Here is a 21,241-nt window from a genome sequence, read left to right as displayed (position 1 = left end):
CGAAGTACCATGAGGCTCCATCATCGACACATTGACGGTGTTGCACTCAGAACCTGCATCCGCCCGGTTATCAACCGTGTAATTATTTAATTCAATATCTTCAAACGAAGGAATAAAAAACTCTTCATCAACATTATTAATTCCTGCATTCTTATTAAGCTCCGAAGGTCTTAAAGACCAAAGCGCAGCATCCTGGTCTTGGTCTGCCGCTCCCTCCTCAACAGAAAAGTATAACGCGACGAGAGGACTCTCGCTCCAATCTAGAAGTCGCGTGGGAACACCGTAATGTTGCATTAAAAATAACCAGTCGAAGGACTCCGCAGGCGTATTCTGAACCAACATCGCAGCACTTTGCTTGAACTGTTTGATCAAGGTGGACTCCGAAGGCGGCGCATCGAGCCTCAAATAGCCAGGGAGCAACGGCCATTCCTTATTGGATTGTCCCCTGTACCAAACTGACCCATTATAGCCATCATTATCTGCTTCAAGCTCCACCAATAGGTCTTGGACCGAACGAATCTCTTTTTCTATCAACAAACAACTCCTCTACTTAGTCTCAAGAAATCTAACGTGAGCGCTCAGCCGCCGCTAACCGCGCAGCGGTGTAGCGGTCGGCTGGAGCGCCTTGTTGGGCTTAGCCTCCCGACGAAGCCCCACGCTTCTAGCCACGGGACACACCATACGCCGACAACGCACTTTGGATTTGGTCATCCTCAGTCGTTTCCGGATAGAACTGGTAGCTCGGCGCGCGGATCGGCTCTACGGCAGTAGCTCGCACTTCAATTAGACTATGAATCTCGAATTTGCCCGCGACCATTTCCTCCAGCGGCCCTGCTAAGTCGGAGTAACGAGAATCTGATCGTGCCACACAGTTCGCGCGACCGCGCACCTTGAAGCCCTTTTGCACGAACACGTCCACGAACGAAACACAGACAGCATCGTTCGATAGTACATTCCGCACGCTTCCAGGCGACGCAATATTGGCAATCACGAGGCGATCATTTTCGTAGGCGGCAAATACCTCCTTCGGCGACACGTTCGGCGTCCCGTCGCTGCCCACCGTTGCAAGCCAACATAGAACGCTGCGATCGACGTATTCCCTGACTTCTTCCGTTATCATGTAATCCTCCGACAATCGCAAAAAACGGCGCGCATTATTCCGCCCAACGCCAAAAGCAGCGGCGCATTTATGCGTCCGTCTGGCTTTTCTTGTTAGGGCTTTCGGCAGCCTTATTTACCTGCTGTGTAAGATGCTCAACCCTTTGATTAATGAATAGGTACAAATTCGTCGAAAACATACCTACTAAAATCGCAACAAGAGCCATGGTGTAAAAATCACTCGATGCCTGAGCAGTTATGGAAGTGCTTACGCCCTTATCTTCCAAATGTGGGGCGACTATGGATAATAGCACCCCGCTTTTTATGCCCACCCAAGAAAACATTGCCATCAATCCAGAGGAAAATACTAATGTGCCGCTATGTATCATCGACGTCCCTGACATTAGGATTCTGGCTACCGCTCCAACTGAACCAAGTAGGAATGGGATTACGAGCAAGACAATAGCATTAAATGCTAGATTTATAGTTACAAGTATTTCTGGGTCTATTTCATATATTGCCGGATTCGCTAATGAGGCCATACCCAGCACCATAAAGGCAAACATAAAAGCTGCCATAAGGTACATATTTTTTCTTCGCTCAGCTGCTTCTTGCTTATACTTCTCTCTATCAAAGGTTATAGAGTACCCAGTTATTTCAGGTGAATCCTTATCACCCTCTGGCAATGAATCCTTTTCTAAATCATGTATATCAGTAACCTCCTCTTCATTGCTTCCTTGCTCTTTCTGAGCGGTTGCATTCTGATTCATAGTTATTTCCTTGTTCCAATCATGGTGCCCTAACAGGTATTAGATAGCGCGCTCGTTCAAGAACTTGAACGCGCATGCTTGTTCAAGAACTTAACCTCATCCATCATAACCGACTTAAACCATTGATTTTGCTCGTTGCAGTGTAGCATGTTGCCACCTATGCAGAATTCGCGTGCATGCGCGTTTCGCCCGATTCAATAATACTGTACAGGCATCCATGCTTCCGGGGAAAGCCGTTGGTCAACGTCTTGATTACCAGTGCATCATGGCCTTCATGCAAGACTTGGGGCACGTGAAACTGGTTTGGCGGGAGGTTCTCTGCACAGTCGGGCACGCTACCGCGATGCACGCATCCTAGGATGCCTTCCTGGCATCGATGCGGCAGTCCTTGTGCCTGTGGTGTTGTCGTCCGTCCCTGTCGGTTTTTGATTACCCTACCCAAGGGGAATAGGGGCGGCAATATCCACCATGGGATGAGGGCTGGATGCTGAGCGAGGCATGTGGCTGGCGCGGCTACAGTGTGCTGAGGTTCAGTGGTGTGTCGAGCACAACGGCGGCGCTCAGGCGGATGGCGGCGGCGTTTGCTGGTCGTCAGGGTGTGCTGCGGCTTCCTCGAGCAGCCACTGGCGGAATTGCCAGGCGATGGGGCGTGCCAGCGTTTCGGGTTCGCTGACGACGTAATATGCCTTGTCACAGGCCAGGTCGCCGTGGGGCAGCACGACCAGTTTGCCGTCGGCGATTTCCTCGCGGTGCAGTGCCTGGCTGCCCAGCAGTACGCCCTGCCCGGCCCGAGCGGCCTCGAGCGCCAGCAGTCCATTGCCGAAGCGCAGCTCACGCAGGTTACCGGGGCGATAGCCTTGCTGCGCGAACCATTGTGTCCAGCCGTGGGTGTTATCCGCCCGTGAGAGCGTGGCATCGCACAGCAGTGGCAGGCCGCGCAGGGATTCGCTGTCGGTCAGCCCATCGGCCAGTTCCGGTGAGCACAGCGGTGTCAGGTCCAGGGAAAGCAGCGGGTCGACCTCCAGCTCGGTGTAGTGGCCAAAGCCCAGCCTCACCGACACATCGATGCCGGCCCGCTTGAGATCGGTGGCTCCCAGCTGGCTGTGCTGGCCGCTGTCCACGGTATGCAGGCTGGCCTGGAGGCGCATCTCGGCCTCGGGGCAGCGTGCGTAGAATCGATGCAGGCGTGGCACGATCCACTTGGTGGCAAACAGCGGCTCGGCGCACACGGTAACCACCATCCGCTCTTCGCCGTAGGCGCGGATCTTTTCCGCGGCGCGTTCGAGTGTCTGAAAGCCCTCGTGCAGTTCCGGCAAGGCGCTGCGTGCCGCGGGGGTCAGGCTAACCCGCCGATGATGGCGGACGAACAGCTCTACCCCGAGGTAGGCTTCCAGGGCCTTGATCTGATGGCTGATGGCCGCCGGGGTGACGTTCAGCTCCTTGGCGGCCGCCGCAAAGCTCCTGGTGCGAGCGGCCACCTCGAAGTAGGAAAGTGCGATCAGCGGGGGAAGTCGTGACATGGCCGTCAACTCGCCGGGTGCATGGCTGCCACCATGCCGCTGAGGTGGCCGCCAGTGTCGCCGCGATGCGCCCTGGCCGGTGTTCTGGCGTTGGCCAGGGCGAGCATCATGCTCAGGATGCCGCCAGTTGCTGACGCAACTGGTACTTCTGAATCTTGCCGGTGGAGGTGGTGGGCAGGCGCGTGAAGATCACCTTCTTGGGCACCTTGAAGCCACTGATGCGTTCACGGGCGAAGGCTAACAGTGCTTCCTCGGTGAGCTCGCTGTCCGCCCGCAGTTGCACGAAGGCGGCCGGCACTTCGCCCCACTTTTCATCGGCCATGGCCACCACGGCCGAAAGCTCCACCTCGGGATGGCGCTGCAGGATTTCCTCGACCTCCATGGACGAGATGTTCTCGCCACCGGAGATGATCACGTCCTTCAGGCGGTCGCGAATCTTCACATAGCCGTCGGGCTCCAGCACGGCGAGATCGCCCGAGTGGAACCAGCCACCGCGGAAGGCGGCTCGGGTGGCGTCTTCGTTGCGCAGGTAGCCTTTCATCACGATGTTGCCCCGGAAGACGATCTCACCGATGGTCTCGCCGTCTGCCGGCACCGGCTCCATGGTCTCGCTGTCGACCACCGACATGCCCTCCTGCAGCGGATAGGTCACGCCCTGGCGCCCATTGAGACGCACGCGTTCCTCCAGCGACTCTTCCGCCCAGCTTGCCTGCTTGGCACACACGGATGCCGGCCCATAGGTTTCGGTCAGGCCATAGACGTGGGTCAGCTCCACGCCCATGCGCTCCATGCGCTCCAGCACCGAGGCCGGCGGTGCGGCGCCGGCGATCAGCCCCTGCACCTTGTGCTCGAAGGCCTGGCCCTGGGCGGCCTCGGCCATCATCGAATGCACCACCGGCGCACCACAGTAATGGGTCACGCCATGACGGCGAATCAGCTCCAGCACACGTTCGGGGTCCACCCGGCGCAGGCAGATGCTGGTGCCACCGATGGCTGCCAGGGTCCACGGAAAGCACCAGCCGTTGCAGTGGAACATCGGCAGGGTCCACAGATAGACCACCTCGCCGGGCAATGACCAGGAGAGCACATTGCTCACGGCATTGAGATAGGCGCCACGATGATGCGTGACGACCCCCTTGGGGTTGCCCGTGGTGCCGGAGGTGTAGCCCAGGGCAATGGCGTCCCACTCGTCCTCGGGCAGTTGCCAGTCGTCCAGCGGCGCATGGTCGGCGAGCAACGCTTCATACTCGAGTTCGCCGATGAAGGTGTCATCACTGAACGCGGGGTCCGCCACATTGATCACCACCGGGGCCGGGCAGCCCAGACGTTCGATGGCCTGGCGAACCACATCCGCGTACTCCGGGTCCACCAGCAGTAGACGCGAGCGGCTGTGTTCCAGGATGAAGGCGACCGAATCCGGGTCCAGCCGCACATTGATGGCATTGAGCACCGCGCCCAGCATGGGAATGCCGAAGTGCGCCTCATACATGGCGGGCACATTGGGCAACATGGCCGCCACGGTATCGCCGCGCTGAATCCCCATCCCCTTGAGTACCGCCGCCAGGCGGGCGCAGCGTTCGTGGGTCTGGCGCCAGCTATAGCGGGTCTCCTCATGAATCAGCGAGGTGGTCTCGGGATACACGGCGGCGGCACGCCTGAGGAAGCTCAACGGCGACAGGGCCACATGATTGGCGGGGTTCTTCTCCAGGGCATCGTTGAAGTCACACTGGTCACTCATTGTCTTGCCTCTTGTGGTGTGCGCGGGCCGGATTCGATGGCATGCCCCGCCCGATGCAAAGGGGGCAGGGCCGGCGTGTCCTGCAGGTCAGGCGGTCGGCTCAGTGCCCCGGCTGCCCCCAGACGGGTTGACGCTTCCCGAGAAAGGCATCAATGCCCTCCCCGGCATCCGGGCTCTGCATGTTCTCGGCCATGACCTGGCCGGCGTAGTCATAGGCATCCGCCAATGACATCTCCCGCTGCGGGTAGAACATGGCCTTGCCGAAGCGCACGGCGTCCGGGCTCTTGGAGAGAATCAAGCGTACCTTTGCGTCGACCGTGGCATCCAGCGCGTCATCCTCGGCAAGGGTGCTCACCAGCCCCCAGGCCTCGGCGGTCTCGGCGTTGATGAATTGCCCGGTCACCAGCATGTCGAAGGCGCGTTTCGGGGCAATACAACGCGACAGCGCCACGGCTGGCGTGGAGCAGAACAGCCCGGCGTTGATGCCGGAAACGGCAAAGCTGGCGGAGCGGCCGGCTACCACCAGGTCGCAACTGGCCACCAGTTGGCAGCCGGCGGCCGTGGCCATGCCGTGCACCCTGGCCACCACCGGCACCGGTAGCTCGACAATGCTCTGCATGACGCGACTGCACTGACGAAACAGGAACTGGTAGTAGTCATCACTGGGGTTGGCGCGCATCTCGCGCAGATCATGCCCGGCGCAGAACCCGCGCCCCTTGGCCGAGAGCACCACACAGCGCACCTTGGGGTCGGCCGCAATGGCATCCAGCTCGGTCTGCAGGGCTTCCAGCATGGCCTCGGAAAGGGTGTTGAACTTGTCCGGCCGGTTCAGCGTCAGGTAGACGGCACCTTCATGATCCTCCCGCAGGAGAATCGGGGCTTCGCCATCGGCAGGATGGGAACGGGTGTCCATGATCGACTCCATGATATAGCGGCCGGGTGGCGGTCAGGCTTCCTGAATCACTACCTCGGCGGTAATCGAATTGCGAATGAAGCAGTTACGGTGCGCACTGGCATGAATCTTCGCAATGGTCTGCGCATCCGGAATATTCTCGCCCTCGAAGGCAATGCGTGGCGAGAGCTCGATGCGCGTCACCTCCATGCCCTTCTTGCCCTGGCGCTCCAGGTAGCCCACCGGGTCGTCGTCGTAGGAGGCCACCTGATACCCCTGATAATCGGCGATGGCCAGAAAGAACAGCATATGACAGCTGGATACCGCGCTGATCAGCATCTGCTCGGGGTCGGCGCATTGCGGATCCCCCTGGAACTCGACCGAGGCCGAGGCCTTCACTTCCTGGCCACCATTGAGCATGACCGAATGGTTGCGCGAGTAAGTGCTGTCATCTTCTTGATGAACGGCGCGTTGCCAACGAATGGCGGATTCATGAACTGACATGGGCAAACCTCCTGTGCATGCCCGCAGGCTATGCGACCCGGGGGAGCGCGGTAAAACGACGATTGCTAACCATATGGATTAGCAATGCTAATGCCATCGACCTTTCACCCTGTCAGCACACTGGATTTTAAAGCCCAACAGAGGGGCATGGTGAAGCACCCCAAACGTCAGCGGCAAGTCATTGCGTAACAATAAATAAGCCAAATGCTGAGAAAGCATCACTTTACCCCCGCCACAGCGGCGCTTAGCCTTCTCGAGACATGTGCCGGGCCAGGCCGCCACATGAAGCCGCATTGATGACACGGGTGCAGGAGCAACGTCGCCATGAAGACCCTCAACGTCGAATACGCGATCATCGGCGCCGGCACCAGCGGGCTGGGCGCCTATTCGAAGATCAGCCGCCAGACCGACAGCCTGGTGATGATCCAGGATGGCCCCTATGGCACCACCTGTGCCCGCGTTGGCTGCATGCCCAGCAAGCTGCTGATCACCGCCGCCGACCATGCCCACGATCTAAGCCACAGCGACTTCTTTGGCGTGCCCGCCAGCGGCCGCGTCGACGGGCGCCGGGTGCTGGAACGCTTGCGCCGCGAGCGTGACGAACGTTTCGTCGCCAACAATCTGCGCTATGTCGAGAAGATTCCGGCCCATCACAAGCTCGAGGGCCGAGCACGTTTCGTGGCGCCGAAACGCCTGATGGTGGATGACGCGGTCGAGGTCAGGGCGGAGAAGGTGATCATTGCCTGCGGCTCGCGCCCGGCGATCAGCGAGGTATTCACGCCGGTGATGTCGCGCGTGTTGACCAGCGACACGGTATTCGAGCTGGAAGACCTGCCGGAATCGGTCGCCGTAATCGGCATGGGGGTGATTGCCCTGGAACTCGGTCAGGCGCTGCATCGGCTCGGGGTGCGCACCACCCTCTATGGCCGTTCGGGCAGGATCAACGCCCTGACCCATCCCGCCATGCAGCAGCAGGCGCTGGACGCCCTCTCCGCCGAGCTGGAGATTTTCCCCAGTGGCCGTGTGGTAAGCACCCGGGAGGATGCCCAGGGGGCCTGGATCGAATTCGAGCAGCCGGATGGCCAGCGCGTCAGCCGGGTATACGAGCGTGTCCTGGTCGCCACCGGCCGCACCTCCAACCTGGACCGCCTGGGCTTGGAACAGGCCGGCCTGGAGACCGGCCAGCCCGAGCAGGGCCAGATCGATTCACGGACAATGCGCTGCGCCAATCTGCCGATCTTCATCGCCGGGGATGCCACCGACGAACTCCCGGTATGGCATGAGGCCTATGACGAGGGGCGAATTGCGGCACACAACGCCCTGAACTATCCGGACCCGACGCCGGCAGCGCGTCGACCGCCGCTGACGGTGATCTTCACCGATCCACAGATCGCGGTCATCGGCCAGAGCTACCGGCACCTCGGGGAGCGCGAGGTGGTGATCGGCGAGCTGCCCTTTTCGAGCCCCCGCCATGTGGTCTGGAACAAGGTGGCCGGACGCATGCAGGTCTATCTGGATGCGCACAGCGAGGTGATTCTCGGTGCCGAACTGGTGGGCCACCAGGCCGAACACCTGGCACATCTGCTGGCCCTGGCCATGACCCATGGCATGACGGCCGAGCAGGTCCTGGAAATGCCTGTCTACCACCCCAGTGCCGAGGAGTTGCTGCGCGATGTCCTGATGGACGCGCGCAAGAAGTGCGCACACCAGCAAGCCGAACGGGCGATGTGCTGAAAAGGAGATGAGCGACATGCATCAGCCCTCACAAGCCCCCGACTTCATCGCCCAGCTCAAGCATTTTGCCGCCCTGGTGCGACGCGACCGACGCCTGCAGGGCCGCCATGTTCACACGACCACCCTGACCAGCGAAGCGGAAAGTCGGGATAGCGTCACCCTGGACGCGGTGATCGAGCATGGCAGGGTCCAGCAGCTCGGCTATCGCGTCCGTGCCTGCACGCTGGCGCAGGCCACTACCGGGCTCATGGCGACGCGTGCCGAAGGCCTTGACCTGATGACGCTCACGGCGCTGGAGCAGCAGATCGCCTTGATCCTGCAGGATACCCCGCCGCCGGCCGAAAGCCTGATCTGGCCGGAACTGCTCATGTTACAGAATGCGGCCGCCATGCCGTCACGTCATGATGTGGCTCTGCTGCCGTTTCATGCCCTGCGGCACTTGATGAGCGCGCCGGAGGACGCGCCGAGTGATAGTCCTTGATTGACCCGACAACCCCTTACAACTCAGTGCATCAGGAGGCTCAGGATGAGCAACCATATCATCGTGGTGGGCGGCGGCATTGGCGGCACCATGACGGCCAACAACCTGGTCAAGAAGCTCTACCCGGAAATAAAGAGCGGCAGGGCCAGCGTGACTCTGATTTCCAACAGCTACTGGCATTATTACAAGCCAGCCTTCATGTACGTGGCCTTCGGCCAGTTTTTTCGCGATGAGCTGCGTCGCCCGCAGGCGTCGCTGCTGCGCCCGGAAATCAACTTCGTGCTGGATCAAGTGGAAGGCTTCGAGTTCAAGCACAGCCGGCTGAGAATGAAGTCGGGCCATGTTCACGACTATGACTACCTGGTGGTGTCCACCGGTTGCATCCCGTCGCCGGAACGCATCGAGGGCCTGAAGGAAGCCGGTGACCATTTCTATCAGCACGACCCGGCCCGTCAGCTGCACGAAAAGCTCTCGACCATCGAAAAAGGCCGGATCTTTATTGGCGTGACCTTCCCCAAAACTCCCAATGTGCCTCACCAGTGCGGCATTGCGCCCATCGAGACCACCCTGATGGTGGATGAGTTCCTGCGCCAGCGGGGTGTTCGCGACCGGATCGAGCTGGTCTATACCTACCCGACGATCTCGCAGCTCACGCGCAATTGTCTGTTTCTGCAGAAGCCCACCGGCGATGTGTTACCGACGATATTCGACGCCAAGAGCATCGTGCATAAACGCGGCTTTACCCTGGCCAGCGTTGACCCCGAACGCAATGTGGCAATCTCGGAGGAAGGTGGCGAGGAGAACTTCGACATCCTGATGCAGACACCGCCGATTCGCGCCGTGGATGCGGTGCTTAATTCGGGAATTTCCCAGTCGCCGAACCAGGAAGGCTGGCTGCCGACGGATCGTCAGTCCCTGCAACTGGAAGGCTTCGAAAATGTCTTCGTCATGGGCGACACGGTGGACCTGCCGATCAGCAAGGCGGGCGGCAGCTGTCATAACCAGTCACCGGTAATCTGCAACAATATTGCCGGCCTAGTGCGCATCGGCCGAACCGTCGACGAGTATGACGGCAAGGTGCAGGCCATCGCACAAATGGGCATGGAGGCAGGCATGCCGCTCTGGTACGACTACGACGAAGACGTCAAACCCACACCCCCCACCAAGATTGGCGGCCTCATGCGCAAGGGGTTCAATCGGGGTGTTTACTGGTCTGTGGCACGCGGCCTGGTCTAAACAAGGAGGTCACTAATAAGTCATCAAGATAGCACTGAATCCGTGCCGTCACTGGCCCGGGTACTCGAGTCGTCGCCGGCCCTGCAGGACCCCGCTACCCTCGAAGGCGCCGCCAGCCTGATCGAAAAGGTAGCCCCCTTGCTGCAGGGCGAGCGGCTGCACAATATCGTCGACCTGCTGGCCGCCACCTCCGATGTCATTGAAATGACCGATGAAGCCATGGTGCAGAAGCTCATGGCCCTCTATGAGGAGAGCATCGGCGGCGTCTGGGCGGTCAGCAATGCCGTGCAATATGCCGCGGCGCAATCCGGCGCGGAAGAGGTGCCGCCCACCCTGTGGAAGAGCATCAGACGCCTGCAGAATGACGAGAATGCCCGACGCGGTCTGGATACCACCATCAATCTGCTGGCGGAGCTGGGCCGACAGTCGCGGATCGCGGGCCAGCCCAGACCCGAGGATTGACCACCAGAGTCGGACAGCGGCCTCCCTGGACGCACGCGTTGCCCGGGTGGCCGGCAAGCGTTGTGACGCCGACGTTATCCGAGTGCGACATCGCCTGTGGTATTAACGTCGGACGTCATGACACAACGCAAAGAGACGTTGCGAAGCGCGGTTGAATCCGTCACACACTCAAGGAGTAAACGAAGAAGGCTTAGCCCCCATGAGGAAACTTGCGATCGATGCGGCCGACATCCGCATCCTGCGTGCATTGCAGCAGCATGGCCCACTCAGCAAGTCACGCTTGTCGGAGGTGGTCAACCTGTCGCCGACACCCTGTTGGATCCGCTTCACGCGACTCAAGAAGGCCGGACTGATACGCGGCTATCATGCCGATATCGCCCTGGAGCGCGTCATGGACGCCACCAAGGTGGTGGTCAAGGTTTCCTTGAAGGAACATCAGAAACGCGACTTCGAGCGCTTTGAAGCCTTTGTCGAAAGCGTCGACGAAATCGTCGAGTGCATGGCCACTGGAGGTGGCATGGACTACATCATCAAGATAGTGACACGCAGCCTCGCCGAATTCCAGGATGTGATGGACAAGCTGCTGGCCGCCAATCTGGGGATTGATCGCTACACGACCTATATCGGCACCCGGGAGACCAAGAAGACCCAGGTCAACATTGCCCAGCTGTTGGTGGATGACAAGGATCGAAGCTTCCTGGCCCCGGACTGGTGACCGTTCCCACACAAGCGGCGCAGCGCCCGTGGGTCATGATGTACACCGGCACGCTCTGGCGGTTCTGGCCACTTGTCTCGGCTTTATTTTATCCAGCGTATTGCCTGCCGGCCATGCCCTTGTCAGGCTTTGCAAAGTGGGTTCGCCGGGCCTTTAATAACCCCTTTAAATCAACGAGTTGGAAAAGATAGTCCAATTGTGCTGCAAGCAGGCCCCTAAAAAGCCTGTTCATGCCAAAATTCCCGCTTTTTTAGGCCCAGCGTGCCCGGGCTCAGGGCTATAGTGAGCCCGACCCATGCAACACCCACAATATTAAAAGCGTTAACGCCAAGGTGGTTTCAATGAGCAACGTCACGTCTCTCCAGAGTGCCTCCAACCAGGCTGTCCATGACGACTTCGGTTTCGGGACTCAGATCCGCAAGTCTCCCTACTTTTCCGCCACGGTACGCTGGGGCGCCTCGGCGTTTTCCGTGTACAACCACATGTATATCCCGCGGGAATTCACCGGGCCGGAAGACAACTTCTGGAACCTAGTGAACGAGGCCATCCTGTGTGACGTCGCCGCCGAACGCCAGGTGGAAGTCACCGGCCCGGATGCCGCCGCCTTCGTGCAGTACCTGACACCGCGCGACTTGTCACAGATGGCCGTGGGTCAATGCAAGTACATCCTGATCACCGCCGAGGATGGCGGCATCCTCAATGACCCCATCCTGCTCAAGCTGGCCGACGACCATTTCTGGATCTCGCTGGCCGACAGCGACATCCTGCTGTGGGCACGCGGCGTGGCGCTCCATGCCGGCCTGGATGTCCAGCTCAGCGAGCCGGATGTGTCACCTCTCCAACTGCAGGGGCCGAAGTCCGGCGAGATCATGCAGGCGTTGTTCGGTGACAGCATTCAGGACATGCGCTACTACTGGTGGCGCGAAATGGAGCTCAACGGCATTCCGCTGATCGTCTCGCGCACCGGCTGGTCCAGTGAGCTGGGGTACGAACTCTATCTGCGCGACGGCTCGCGCGGCGACGAGCTCTGGGAAACCATCATGGCCGCCGGCCTGCCCTTCGGCCTGAAGCCCGGCCACACTTCCTCGATCCGCCGAATCGAGGGCGGCATGCTTTCCTATCACGCCGATGCCGACATGCACACCACCCCCTATGAGCTGGGCATGGACCGGCTGGTCAACCCGCAGATGGAGGCCGACTTCATCGGCAAGTCGGCGCTTCAGCGCATCCAGCAGGAAGGCGTGCACCGCAAGCAGGTCGGCCTGGAGATCGAAGGCGATGCCCTCTCGGGGCCCAACACTTCCTTCTGGGCACTCACCCATGGCGGCAACACCGTCGGCAAGGTGACCTCGGCGGTCTACTCACCGCGCCTCGACAAGAACATTGCGCTGGCTATGGTCATCGTGCCGTGCAGCGAGCTAGGCACCCAGCTCGAAGTTCACACGCCGGATGGTGAGGTCATGGCTACCGTGGTCGAAAAGCCGTTCTTCGATCCGCGCAAGCAACTGGCCACCAGCTGATCGACCCCGGGAGAGACGCTCATGTATTCCGTTCGACTCTGGGCTGCAAGACATCCGCGCATTTTCGAGGTCGCCTACAACGCCTTCCACCCGGTGCTAACTCGCCTGCAACCAGTGTGGAAGGCGATGGGCGAAGAGCGCTCCGAGAAGGTGGTCGGCAAGGTCGAGCAACTGAGCAAGGAGCTGCTCTTCGACTGCAAGATGTGCGGCCAGTGCATCCTCAGCTCGACCGGCATGTCGTGCTCGATGAACTGCCCCAAGAGCATGCGCAACGGGCCCTGTGGCGGCGTGATGCAGAATGGCCATTGTGAGGTGAAACCCGAGATGCGGTGTGTCTGGCTGGAAGCCTGGGAAGGCAGCCAGAAGATGCGCCAGAGCGACCTGATCCAGGTGGTGCAGACCCCGGTCGATCACCGCCTGAAGGGATCATCTTCCTGGCTGCGCGAGGCCAGACGCGCCAGCCAACCCCAGCAGGAGGGCCGCCATGAGTAGCGCTACCCCGCCCACCCCGGGCACGCATGACGGGAGTGCCGCGCTCCCGGAGGCCCGCGGCCGACTGGAGCAGGTCTTGCGGGCCGGCAACTTTGCCATCACCACGGAGATTGCCCCGCCCGACTCGGCCAATCCTCAGGATGTCTATGATCGGGCGGCCGTCTTCCAGGGCTTTGTCGACAGCATGAACGCCACCGATGGCTCGGGAGCCAATTGCCACATGTCGAGCTCTGCCATGTGCGCCCTGCTCAGCCGCCGCGGCTACGAGACGGTCATGCAGATCTCCTGCCGGGACCGCAACCGCATTGCCATCCAGGGTGATGTCCTGGGCGCCTCGGCGCTGGGCATCAACAATATCCTGTGCCTGACCGGCGATGGCGTGCAGGCCGGCGACCACCCACAGGCCAAGCCGGTCTTCGACCTGGACTCGATGTCACTGCTGGAGACCATCACCGGCCTGCGGGACAAGCACCAGTTTCTCAGCGGTCGTCCGCTCAGCCAGGGGCCGAATGTCTTTCTGGGCGCCGCCGAAAATCCGTTTGTTCCACCCTTCAACCTGAGGGCCATGCGGCTGGCCAAGAAAGTGGCGGCAGGCGCACAATTCATTCAGACCCAGTACTGCTTCGACCTGCCCCGACTGCGCAACTTCATGCATCAGTGCCGGGACCTGGGCCTGCTCGAGAAGTGCTTCATCCTGCCCGGCGTCGGTCCGCTGGCATCCGCCCGGGCGGCCAGATGGATGCGTCAGAATGTGCCCGGCGTGCACATTCCCGATGCCATCATCGAGCGTCTCGATGGCGCCCACGACCAGAAGGCCGAGGGCCGCAACATCTGCATCGAGATGATTCAGGCCCTGCAGGAAGTCGAGGGTGTCAGCGGTGTCCACATCATGGCACACCGCCAGGAATCAAGCGTGCCGGCGATCGTCCAGGCCTCGGGCGCCCTGAGCGATCGCACGCCATGGGCGCCAGAAATGGAAACCGAACCCCTTGCGTCCACTGCCACCGCTTGACCATCCTAGACGCCAAGGTGTCAGCCGCCGATCCCCGGGCCACATAATCAAACCAAAGGGCAAGTCATGGAAAGCCGATACAAGACCGACAACCAGTTCGTCCTCAAAGTCAGCTGCCGAACCGGCACCGGCATCGTCTCCAGCATCACCTCCTATCTGGCGGACCGGGGGTGCAACATCACGGAGCTGTCCCAGTTTGATGACAAGATATCGGGCCAGTTCTTCATGCGCTGTGTCTTCAACATCCTCGACGATAGCCAGCACAGCTTCGACAGTCTGGAAGCCGGCTTCAGCGAGGTGGGTGAGCGCCTCGAGCTGGAATGGAGCATGCACGACCTGCAGTCCCCTCCCCGGGTACTGATCATGGTCTCGCGATTTGACCATTGCCTGGTGGATCTCCTGTATCGCCATCACAAAGGCGAGTTGAACATCGAGATCACCGGTGTGGTGTCCAACCATGAAGATCTGCGAGAGATCGTCGAGCGCGAGGGTATCCCGTTCAGGCATCTGCCCGTCACGCCGGACACCAAGCCGGAGCAGGAAGCCAGGCTGATGGAAATCGTCGAGGAGACCCGGACCGAGCTGGTGGTGCTGGCGCGTTACATGCAGGTGCTCTCGGATGACCTCTGCCAGAAACTCCACGGTCGGGCGATCAATATCCACCACTCCTTCCTGCCGGGCTTCAAGGGCGCCAAGCCCTATCACCAGGCGTTCGAACGGGGCGTCAAGTTGATCGGCGCGACGGCTCACTATGTCACGGCCGACCTCGACGAAGGGCCGATCATCGAGCAGTCCGTCCAGCCGGTGAACCATGCCTACTACCCGGATGAGCTGGTGGCCCTGGGGCGCAATACCGAAACCATGGCTCTGGCAACGGCGGTGAAACTGCATTCCGAACACCGCATCTTCCTGTCGGGCAACAAGACCATCATCTTCAAGTGAACGGGAGGCGGCAAATGGCGCAAGTAATCGATGGCAAGGAGCTTGCCAGTCAGGTGCTCGAGGACGCAGCAACCGAGGTGTCGTGGCTCAAGCAGCAATTCGACCGCGTGCCCGGGCTGGCCGTGGTGCTGGTCGGCGACGATGCCGCCAGCCAGATCTATGTGCGCAACAAGATCAAGCGCGCCAAGGAAGCCGGGATTGCCTCCTTCGAACATTATCTGGGGGCCGACACCTCCCAGGACACACTGGACGACCTGATCCAGCAACTCAACGACGATCCCGAGGTGCACGGCATTCTCGTCCAGCTCCCCCTGCCCAAGCACATTGACGAGGAACGCATCATCTCGAGCATCCTGCCGGAGAAGGACGTCGATGGCTTTCATCCGGCCAATGTCGGTGCTCTCTCCCAGGGCCGCGCCTCACTCGTGCCCTGCACGCCCCAGGGGTGCCTGATCATGCTGCGCCAAGTGCATGAGGACCTCAGTGGAAAGAACGCGGTGATCGTCGGTCGTTCCAATATCGTCGGCAAGCCCATGGCCGCGCTACTGTTGCAGGAAAACTGCACGGTGACCATTGCCCACTCGCGGACCCGCGACATCCGCAAGGTCTGCCAGGAAGCCGACATCCTGATCGCCGCCACCGGTTCGCCGGGGCTGATCCAGTCGGACTGGATCAAGCCCGACGCCACCGTCATCGACGTCGGGATTAATGCCATCGAGGTCGATGGGCAGCGCAAGCTCACCGGCGATGTCGACTTTGCCGCCGCCTCGCAGGTCGCCGGAGCAATTTCGCCGGTGCCAGGTGGCGTCGGCCCGATGACCATTGCCTGCCTGTTGTTGAACACAACCCGCGCCGCCAGGGCGCAACTTGCCTGACGGCTGCCAAGCGACAGACATGGTACCGCTCGGTCCCGCACCGGCGATGATCCGGCGCGGGGTTCGAACCCGCCCCTGGGGCATCCGCCCACCCGGGGCGGAGTGCCAACAACGCCATGCCTGCCATCATGGTGCTGATGTCAGGCAGGCACCCTGCCAGCGAGCCGAGGCGCCTGGTCGATAAGCCTGCACGTCACCGCTGACGTCATCCAAGGCGAAGAGATGCAGCCAGTGATTGGCCGTCAACGACTGCAGTACCTCATGGCGGGCAACGATGGCCTCGATGGCGGAAGTCGGTGCTGCCAGGTACACGCTCAGGCGCAGGGGCTGGTGTTGCCAGCATTCGCCGTCGTGCAGCGATTGCCAGGGCAGACCGATGCGCAAGTCGCCGCCATTGCCCTCGAAGACACCAATATGCCCGCCCACCACGTTGTGCAATACCTTGTTGCCACTGCCGTACTTGTGGTTGTCGGTCACCGAGGCGTTGTACTGCATGTTGATCCAGTGGGCGACGACCATGGGCGCGGTCATGATGAGCTCAAGGCGGGAAAAGTCGCTGTCGGAGCGCCAGTCGTAGTCGTGTAGGAAGCTCCGACCCGCGAGATCCACCCCGGCCGTGCAGTGGCGAGGTGCCGCAATGAAGCTGGCGTTATTGGCCAGCCCCCACTCCGGCCGGGTCTGTGACCAGTCGGCGCCGCGACGCTCCAGGGCCTTTTCAAGCTCGACCCCGTCACTTGCCAGTCCCAGGCGCGGAGCACGCTCGCGTCGCGCCTCAGCGCCGGCACGCTCCAGCCAGCTGCGCTGTGCTTCGCTGAGCGCGAAACCGTCTGCCGAGCCTTCCGGCAGCTCGATGCGATCGGTAATGGTATGGTGCAGCGCCGCCACGAAACGTGTGTCGGCGGGGATCGTGATCCCCTGCTCGGCCAACAGCTCGCGCAAGGCAGGGTCATTGAGCAAGCGCGCCAGCGAACGCACCGAGAGCTCGCCCGACTGACCACCGCAGGCACCGCACTCCAGCCCCGCGGCATGCGGATTGTTGGTGCTGTGACTGCCGTGCCCGACCAACAGCACACGAGGCGCAAAGCCCTCGGTCAGCCCCATGGCTTCGAGGACGGAGCGAGCAAGCCCAGCCTTGTCGGCCAGGCTCAACGCCTTGCCGCTGTCACGCCAGTACCACCCGAGCAAGGCCATCTCGAGGGGCCTGCGCCGGGGTTTCGCCACCAGGGAGCGGCGCAGCAGCTTGCCGGCATAGAGCAGCCCGGCGGTTTCCACGGCGGAGAAACTGGCGCTCGCTGTACGGCTCCATTCCTGCAGGCGTGCCTGCCAGTTGCGACGCTGCGCCGCGCGCATGGGCCCCTGATGGGCGCCACTTTTCAGCGTCACCCGCGGGGCCAGAAGACCCGGCAGATGGGGCACGGTCAGCGAGGTACCATCCTGCTGGTGCTCCACAGGCAAGCCGAAAAAGCCCGCAAAGCCCAGGGTCTGAATGGCCGGACTCTGAGCTTCCAGGGCTCGACGCATGGGTTCGGAGCGCACATCGATACAAAACACCGCTTGCAGCTCGGTGCCGACCGGAGGCACCTGCGCTGATCGAACTGCCTCGCTGAGGGCCTGATGCAGCGGTTGCTGATAGGCAAGCTCACTGGCCAGCTGCCACACCCAAAGCGGGCCCTGTACGCTCTGATGGCGCGCCACCAGGCTGGGCAATTCCGCCAGCTCATCGTGCCAAAGGCGCGTCAGGCGTTCAGCCTGGTCACTGTGCTCCGCGCGAATATACCGCCACAGCACCAGCTCCCAGGCCAGGCGTATGGCCAGCAGGCTGCGCATATCCGACCCGCCCGCTTCGCCCGGTGATGCGTTCAGACTGTTCTGCCAGTCCTGGAACGCGACCCAGGAGGCCCAGCCATTGATGTCGAGCAGCAGCGCCTGGGCGTAATCCTCGAGTCCGCCGGTATCCACCATGAGCTCGGAAATGGCCGCCACCAGCAAGCCTTCCTCGGTCTGCGGCAGCGTTCTGAAGTAGCGGCGCAGGCGCCGCTCGCCCATCAGAATAGCGATGCCATGGTCCTTGAGGGTGATATCCCGCCAGTGCTGATAGAGCTGCCTGTCCGAGGCTGCGTCGAGGCGTTCGGCGTTGAGCGCACCATCCTCCTGAAAGTAGGCGGCACAGAATTGACTGATCTGCTGGGTGATCTCGTCTCGCCACGCCATCTTGTGCTCACGATCACGCTGGGCATCAATCAGATCGCTGATGTTGTGCCAGTGGGGCAGCCGGCTGAGTTCATCGACTACCTGCAGCAGGTTCTTGTAGGGCCCCCGATAGTCGAGGCGCTCGGCCGCCTCGACCAGGTGCGCTTCGCCGATCTCGCCGCTCTGCCAGGCGCCCAGATAGTAGCTCGGCGGCATCAGGGAGTGGACATTGCCCAGCGCCGAAAGCCGCGCCGCCACTCGGGCGGCCTCTTCGCCTCGCTGAGTCCAGTAGGGGCTGACCGCGATCAGTCGGTCCAGCGGCCAGCTCGGCGCGATGCGTGAGCAGGCGCGGTCCAGCGCTTGTGCCTGCTCCGCTGTCAGCTTCGGCTCATGCTCTGGATCAGGGGCCTGCGCGGCCCGCTCGCTTGCATGACGGATCATGAGGTCCTCCCGCGCCAGGCGCTTTGCAGGGTCTTGGGCTTGGTACGCCCACTCGACTTGTGAGGCCAGAGCTTCAGGGTGTTACGCGTCACCCATTCGTCCAGGTAGAAACCGGCATAGCAATAGCGATTGAGTGTCTGCGAGCCGCGATAATGGAGGCCATGACGCTGCAGCCAGTAGCCCGCGAAGAGCAGCCCGAAAAGCGCGCTGACCCAGAGGTCTGCCCAGGGCGAGGCCAGATGGTCGACCGGGGACAGGAAGCTGGCAAACACCAGCTTGAGGCCTGTGTAGGCCAGCACCACCAGGCCAGCCAGGCCGAGAAAACCGGGAAGCGTGCCGCCAGTTCGCGTGCTGCGACGCTCGGCCAGCAAGACGGTGACGGCCAGGGTGAGCAGCACCCAGGGGCTGTTGATCGCCAGCACCTTGGCATCGGTGAAACGTCCGGCGAGCACAACCCCAGCCATGACGAGGAGACTGCTGAGCAGGGCCGACGACAGCCATTGCTTCAACGTGGGCGACACCCCGGGCGCCTGACGGCGCAACAGGTCCTGCTGCACAGCTTCTCCCGAGCCGAGGAAGGCATAGGCCTTGTAGCAGGAGTGAGCCACCAGATGCAGCAACGCCAGTTCTACCAAACCCAGGGCAATCTCCACCAGCATCAGGCCCATCTGGGCGCTGGTCGACCAGGCCAGGCGCACCTTGATGCTGACACGGGTCATCATGATCAGCGCGGCCAGCACACTGCCGATCCCGGCGACCCCCAGAATCAGCGCCTGGGCCGGGGTGGAAAGCAGCAACAGCGGCGAAAACAGCAGCAGCAGATAGCCGCCCAGGTTGATCACCCCGCCGTGCAGCGCGGCAGATACCGGAGTGGGCGCCTCGACCACCTGAATCAGCCAGCCGTGAAGCGGCAGTTGGGCGCACTTGATCAGTGCCGCCAGAGCCAGCAGGCAGGCGGCCCACTGCTCGACAGCGCCAAGCTCACTCGCCGGAGCGCCATAGGCGGCGGTGATCTCACTGATCCTTGCCGTGTCGTGGTGCAGATAGAGCAGCACAAAGGCCATCAGGGCACAAAGCTCGGCGGCCCGGGCGAAGAGAAACTTCTTGTGTGCCGCCAGGGCCGCTCTGGGACGCGCCGGGTAGAACATCAGCAACTGATGCATGGCCAGACTGATGCTGGTCCAGGCGAGCATGAACAGCACCAGGTGATCGCTCAGCACGGCCACGCTGACGGCAGCGAACGCCGCCTGGAGAAGCGCGACAAAGCGCCGCTGGCGAGGTTCGCCGTAAAGGTAGGTAGCACTGTAACGCACCACCACGAACGCGATGAAATTGGCCAGAAGCAGCAGGATCAGCGCCAGCGGCGAGGTCTGCCAGATGCCGTTGACGCCCGGCAGCCACTGAGTGGCACTAAGCAGCAGCAGCAGCGCCGACACCAGGATGCTGCCCAGAGTGGCCAGGCGCGCCGTTCGCCAGGCGCGCGGTCGCGGCAGCCGGGTGCTCAGTACCGCTCCCAGCGCCAGCGCTATGGGCACCAGGCCCGGCAGCCAGGGGAACAAATGCTCGATCCACATCATGCCAAGACTCCGCTCGTTGAAGTGCGAGCAGTATCCCGGGTGCCATGATTTAATTAAAATATATATAAATGATTTTTCTGTTCTACAAAAGCGAACGAAATGAGCCGGCTCAACTATCACCACCTGTATTACTTCTGGCGCGTGGCGGCCGAGGGAAACCTGACTCGCACCGCCGAATTGCTGCATCTCTCCCAGAGCGCGCTCTCCACCCAGATACGCCAGCTCGAGCAGCGCATGGGCAAACCCCTGTTCGAACGACGCAATCGCGCCCTGATGCTGACCGAGGCGGGTCGTCAGGTATTCAACTATGCCGAGGTGATCTTTACCAAGGGCGAAGAGCTGGAGTCATTGATCAACCGGGGCATCGAACCCGAGTATCAGCACATCCGTATCGGCACCCTCTCGAGCATGTCGCGCAATTTCATCGAAGGCTTCATCGCACCGTTGTTGTTCGGAGAGGGCCAGAAACTGCGTTTCAGTCTTTATGCCCGCGGCATGGCCGAGCTCCTCGACGGCCTGGCGCGGCATGAGTTCGACCTGGTGCTAGCCAACACCCAGCTCCCCCCTGCGGGATCAGCCCAGACAGCCTGGCAAAGCCAATTGCTGGCGCGCCAGCCCCTCTCCATCATCGGCCCCCCGGACGCCCAGCCCGGCCGGCCCTTTCCGGAGGGATATGAAGGTTTGCGCTGGGTGCTGCCGGGTGAGCATCATGAGTTGCGTCGGGCCTTCGACGGTTACTGCAGTCGACACCAGTACCAGCCCGAGGTACTGGCCGAGGCCGACGACATGGCCATGCTGCGACTGCTGGCGCGGGACAGCGGTGCGCTGAGTGTTCTGCCGGAGGTGGTGGTCAGGGACGAGCTGCAGCAGGGCCGGCTGACCTCCTACGAGCGCCTGCCCAATATCTACGAGAACTTCTACGCCATCACTCTGCCGAGGGAGTTCATGCCCGGCATGGTGGCAGAGTTGTTGAGCTATGCGCTGCAGGATTCGGGCTAGCCAGGCGCCCGGCAGCCCCCTGCCCCGGAGATGGCCGGACCGC

Annotated in this window: 20 protein-coding genes; 11 read left to right on the top strand and 9 right to left on the bottom strand. The window is 61.5% G+C overall.

Features of this window, described 5'->3' with window-relative positions:
- From QWY74_RS06415 to QWY74_RS06385, 7 genes are all read right to left on the bottom strand, one after another.
- On the bottom strand, nucleotides 1-534 hold a 534-nt coding region (locus tag QWY74_RS06415; RefSeq protein WP_290314005.1), incomplete at its 3' end, for an FRG domain-containing protein.
- A gap of 127 nt (nucleotides 535-661) precedes the next feature.
- A complete protein-coding gene (locus tag QWY74_RS06410) occupies nucleotides 662-1,120 on the bottom strand; it encodes a pyridoxamine 5'-phosphate oxidase family protein (RefSeq protein WP_264827278.1) in 459 nt (152 codons plus the stop codon).
- Nucleotides 1,121-1,187: 67 nt separating this feature from the next.
- On the bottom strand, nucleotides 1,188-1,868 hold the full coding sequence (locus QWY74_RS06405; RefSeq protein WP_290314004.1) for a hypothetical protein: 681 nt from the start codon (nucleotides 1,866-1,868) through the stop codon (nucleotides 1,188-1,190).
- A 560-nt stretch (nucleotides 1,869-2,428) separates the two neighbouring features.
- Nucleotides 2,429-3,388, bottom strand: coding sequence for a LysR substrate-binding domain-containing protein (locus QWY74_RS06400; protein WP_290314002.1), 960 nt, complete (start codon nucleotides 3,386-3,388; stop codon nucleotides 2,429-2,431).
- A gap of 112 nt (nucleotides 3,389-3,500) precedes the next feature.
- Nucleotides 3,501-5,126, bottom strand: a complete 1,626-nt coding sequence (locus QWY74_RS06395; RefSeq protein WP_290314001.1) for an acyl-CoA synthetase — start codon at nucleotides 5,124-5,126, stop codon at nucleotides 3,501-3,503.
- A 100-nt stretch (nucleotides 5,127-5,226) separates the two neighbouring features.
- On the bottom strand, nucleotides 5,227-6,039 hold the full coding sequence (locus QWY74_RS06390; RefSeq protein WP_264825248.1) for an enoyl-CoA hydratase: 813 nt from the start codon (nucleotides 6,037-6,039) through the stop codon (nucleotides 5,227-5,229).
- Nucleotides 6,040-6,072: 33 nt separating this feature from the next.
- On the bottom strand, nucleotides 6,073-6,522 hold the full coding sequence (locus tag QWY74_RS06385) for an OsmC family protein (protein WP_264825247.1): 450 nt from the start codon (nucleotides 6,520-6,522) through the stop codon (nucleotides 6,073-6,075).
- 324 nt (nucleotides 6,523-6,846) lie between these two features.
- Here QWY74_RS06385 and QWY74_RS06380 point away from each other — a divergent pair, with 324 nt between their 5' ends.
- The 10 genes from QWY74_RS06380 (at nucleotide 6,847) to folD (ending at nucleotide 15,991) form a co-directional block, all read left to right on the top strand.
- Complete coding sequence (locus QWY74_RS06380; RefSeq protein WP_290314000.1) at nucleotides 6,847-8,256, top strand: dihydrolipoyl dehydrogenase; 1,410 nt, start codon at nucleotides 6,847-6,849, stop codon at nucleotides 8,254-8,256.
- 16 nt (nucleotides 8,257-8,272) lie between these two features.
- The gene (locus QWY74_RS06375) at nucleotides 8,273-8,737 is read left to right on the top strand and encodes an iron-sulfur cluster assembly scaffold protein (RefSeq protein ID WP_290313998.1); all 465 of its coding nucleotides are present in this window, start codon (nucleotides 8,273-8,275) and stop codon (nucleotides 8,735-8,737) included.
- 45 nt (nucleotides 8,738-8,782) lie between these two features.
- Nucleotides 8,783-9,973, top strand: coding sequence for an NAD(P)/FAD-dependent oxidoreductase (locus tag QWY74_RS06370; protein ID WP_290313996.1), 1,191 nt, complete (start codon nucleotides 8,783-8,785; stop codon nucleotides 9,971-9,973).
- A 42-nt stretch (nucleotides 9,974-10,015) separates the two neighbouring features.
- Nucleotides 10,016-10,435, top strand: coding sequence for a hypothetical protein (locus tag QWY74_RS06365; RefSeq protein WP_290313995.1), 420 nt, complete (start codon nucleotides 10,016-10,018; stop codon nucleotides 10,433-10,435).
- A gap of 199 nt (nucleotides 10,436-10,634) precedes the next feature.
- Nucleotides 10,635-11,150, top strand: a complete 516-nt coding sequence (locus QWY74_RS06360; RefSeq protein ID WP_290313994.1) for an Lrp/AsnC family transcriptional regulator — start codon at nucleotides 10,635-10,637, stop codon at nucleotides 11,148-11,150.
- Nucleotides 11,151-11,491: 341 nt separating this feature from the next.
- Nucleotides 11,492-12,670, top strand: a complete 1,179-nt coding sequence (locus QWY74_RS06355; protein ID WP_264825241.1) for a glycine cleavage T C-terminal barrel domain-containing protein — start codon at nucleotides 11,492-11,494, stop codon at nucleotides 12,668-12,670.
- A 21-nt stretch (nucleotides 12,671-12,691) separates the two neighbouring features.
- A complete protein-coding gene (locus QWY74_RS06350) occupies nucleotides 12,692-13,162 on the top strand; it encodes a methylenetetrahydrofolate reductase C-terminal domain-containing protein (protein WP_264825240.1) in 471 nt (156 codons plus the stop codon).
- Nucleotides 13,155-14,174 (top strand): methylenetetrahydrofolate reductase, encoded by a 1,020-nt coding sequence (locus QWY74_RS06345; RefSeq protein WP_264825239.1) that lies wholly within the window; start codon nucleotides 13,155-13,157, stop codon nucleotides 14,172-14,174. Before QWY74_RS06350 ends, QWY74_RS06345 begins: the two co-directional genes overlap by 8 nt.
- A 66-nt stretch (nucleotides 14,175-14,240) precedes the next feature.
- A complete protein-coding gene (purU, locus tag QWY74_RS06340) occupies nucleotides 14,241-15,116 on the top strand; it encodes a formyltetrahydrofolate deformylase (protein ID WP_264825238.1) in 876 nt (291 codons plus the stop codon).
- 14 nt (nucleotides 15,117-15,130) lie between these two features.
- On the top strand, nucleotides 15,131-15,991 hold the full coding sequence (gene folD / locus QWY74_RS06335) for a bifunctional methylenetetrahydrofolate dehydrogenase/methenyltetrahydrofolate cyclohydrolase FolD (protein ID WP_264825237.1): 861 nt from the start codon (nucleotides 15,131-15,133) through the stop codon (nucleotides 15,989-15,991).
- A gap of 126 nt (nucleotides 15,992-16,117) precedes the next feature.
- Here folD and QWY74_RS06330 read toward each other — a convergent pair whose 3' ends face one another.
- Both QWY74_RS06330 and QWY74_RS06325 read right to left on the bottom strand, forming a co-directional pair.
- On the bottom strand, nucleotides 16,118-18,622 hold the full coding sequence (locus QWY74_RS06330; protein ID WP_264825236.1) for a YbcC family protein: 2,505 nt from the start codon (nucleotides 18,620-18,622) through the stop codon (nucleotides 16,118-16,120).
- A complete protein-coding gene (locus tag QWY74_RS06325; protein ID WP_290313993.1) occupies nucleotides 18,619-20,199 on the bottom strand; it encodes an NADH-quinone oxidoreductase subunit L in 1,581 nt (526 codons plus the stop codon). Before QWY74_RS06325 ends, QWY74_RS06330 begins: the two co-directional genes overlap by 4 nt.
- Before the next feature lie 99 nt (nucleotides 20,200-20,298).
- On the opposite strand from QWY74_RS06325, the gene QWY74_RS06320 reads away from it, so the two are divergent.
- On the top strand, nucleotides 20,299-21,198 hold the full coding sequence (locus tag QWY74_RS06320; RefSeq protein WP_264825234.1) for a LysR family transcriptional regulator: 900 nt from the start codon (nucleotides 20,299-20,301) through the stop codon (nucleotides 21,196-21,198).
- Nucleotides 21,199-21,241: the final 43 nt, after the last annotated feature.

It is taken from the genome of Halomonas almeriensis (assembly GCF_030409235.1).
In the GTDB taxonomy this organism is placed as follows: Bacteria; Pseudomonadota; Gammaproteobacteria; order Pseudomonadales; family Halomonadaceae; genus Halomonas; species Halomonas almeriensis.
Note: the sequence above shows the minus strand (reverse complement) of the source record. Positions and strands in the feature narration are given on the sequence as shown.

Bases quoted from the DNA above. Each gene is read 5' to 3' on its own strand.
- QWY74_RS06410 (WP_264827278.1), bottom strand. From the start codon at position 1,120: ATGATAACGGAAGAAGTCAGGGAATACGTCGATCGCAGCGTTCTATGT.
- QWY74_RS06405 (WP_290314004.1), bottom strand. From the start codon at position 1,868: ATGAATCAGAATGCAACCGCTCAGAAAGAGCAAGGAAGCAATGAAGAG.
- QWY74_RS06400 (WP_290314002.1), bottom strand. From the start codon at position 3,388: ATGTCACGACTTCCCCCGCTGATCGCACTTTCCTACTTCGAGGTGGCC.
- QWY74_RS06395 (WP_290314001.1), bottom strand. From the start codon at position 5,126: ATGAGTGACCAGTGTGACTTCAACGATGCCCTGGAGAAGAACCCCGCC.
- QWY74_RS06390 (WP_264825248.1), bottom strand. From the start codon at position 6,039: ATGGACACCCGTTCCCATCCTGCCGATGGCGAAGCCCCGATTCTCCTG.
- QWY74_RS06385 (WP_264825247.1), bottom strand. From the start codon at position 6,522: ATGTCAGTTCATGAATCCGCCATTCGTTGGCAACGCGCCGTTCATCAA.
- QWY74_RS06380 (WP_290314000.1), top strand. From the start codon at position 6,847: ATGAAGACCCTCAACGTCGAATACGCGATCATCGGCGCCGGCACCAGC.
- QWY74_RS06375 (WP_290313998.1), top strand. From the start codon at position 8,273: ATGCATCAGCCCTCACAAGCCCCCGACTTCATCGCCCAGCTCAAGCAT.
- QWY74_RS06370 (WP_290313996.1), top strand. From the start codon at position 8,783: ATGAGCAACCATATCATCGTGGTGGGCGGCGGCATTGGCGGCACCATG.
- QWY74_RS06360 (WP_290313994.1), top strand. From the start codon at position 10,635: ATGAGGAAACTTGCGATCGATGCGGCCGACATCCGCATCCTGCGTGCA.
- QWY74_RS06355 (WP_264825241.1), top strand. From the start codon at position 11,492: ATGAGCAACGTCACGTCTCTCCAGAGTGCCTCCAACCAGGCTGTCCAT.
- QWY74_RS06350 (WP_264825240.1), top strand. From the start codon at position 12,692: ATGTATTCCGTTCGACTCTGGGCTGCAAGACATCCGCGCATTTTCGAG.
- QWY74_RS06345 (WP_264825239.1), top strand. From the start codon at position 13,155: ATGAGTAGCGCTACCCCGCCCACCCCGGGCACGCATGACGGGAGTGCC.
- purU (WP_264825238.1), top strand. From the start codon at position 14,241: ATGGAAAGCCGATACAAGACCGACAACCAGTTCGTCCTCAAAGTCAGC.
- folD (WP_264825237.1), top strand. From the start codon at position 15,131: ATGGCGCAAGTAATCGATGGCAAGGAGCTTGCCAGTCAGGTGCTCGAG.
- QWY74_RS06330 (WP_264825236.1), bottom strand. From the start codon at position 18,622: ATGATCCGTCATGCAAGCGAGCGGGCCGCGCAGGCCCCTGATCCAGAG.
- QWY74_RS06325 (WP_290313993.1), bottom strand. From the start codon at position 20,199: ATGATGTGGATCGAGCATTTGTTCCCCTGGCTGCCGGGCCTGGTGCCC.
- QWY74_RS06320 (WP_264825234.1), top strand. From the start codon at position 20,299: ATGAGCCGGCTCAACTATCACCACCTGTATTACTTCTGGCGCGTGGCG.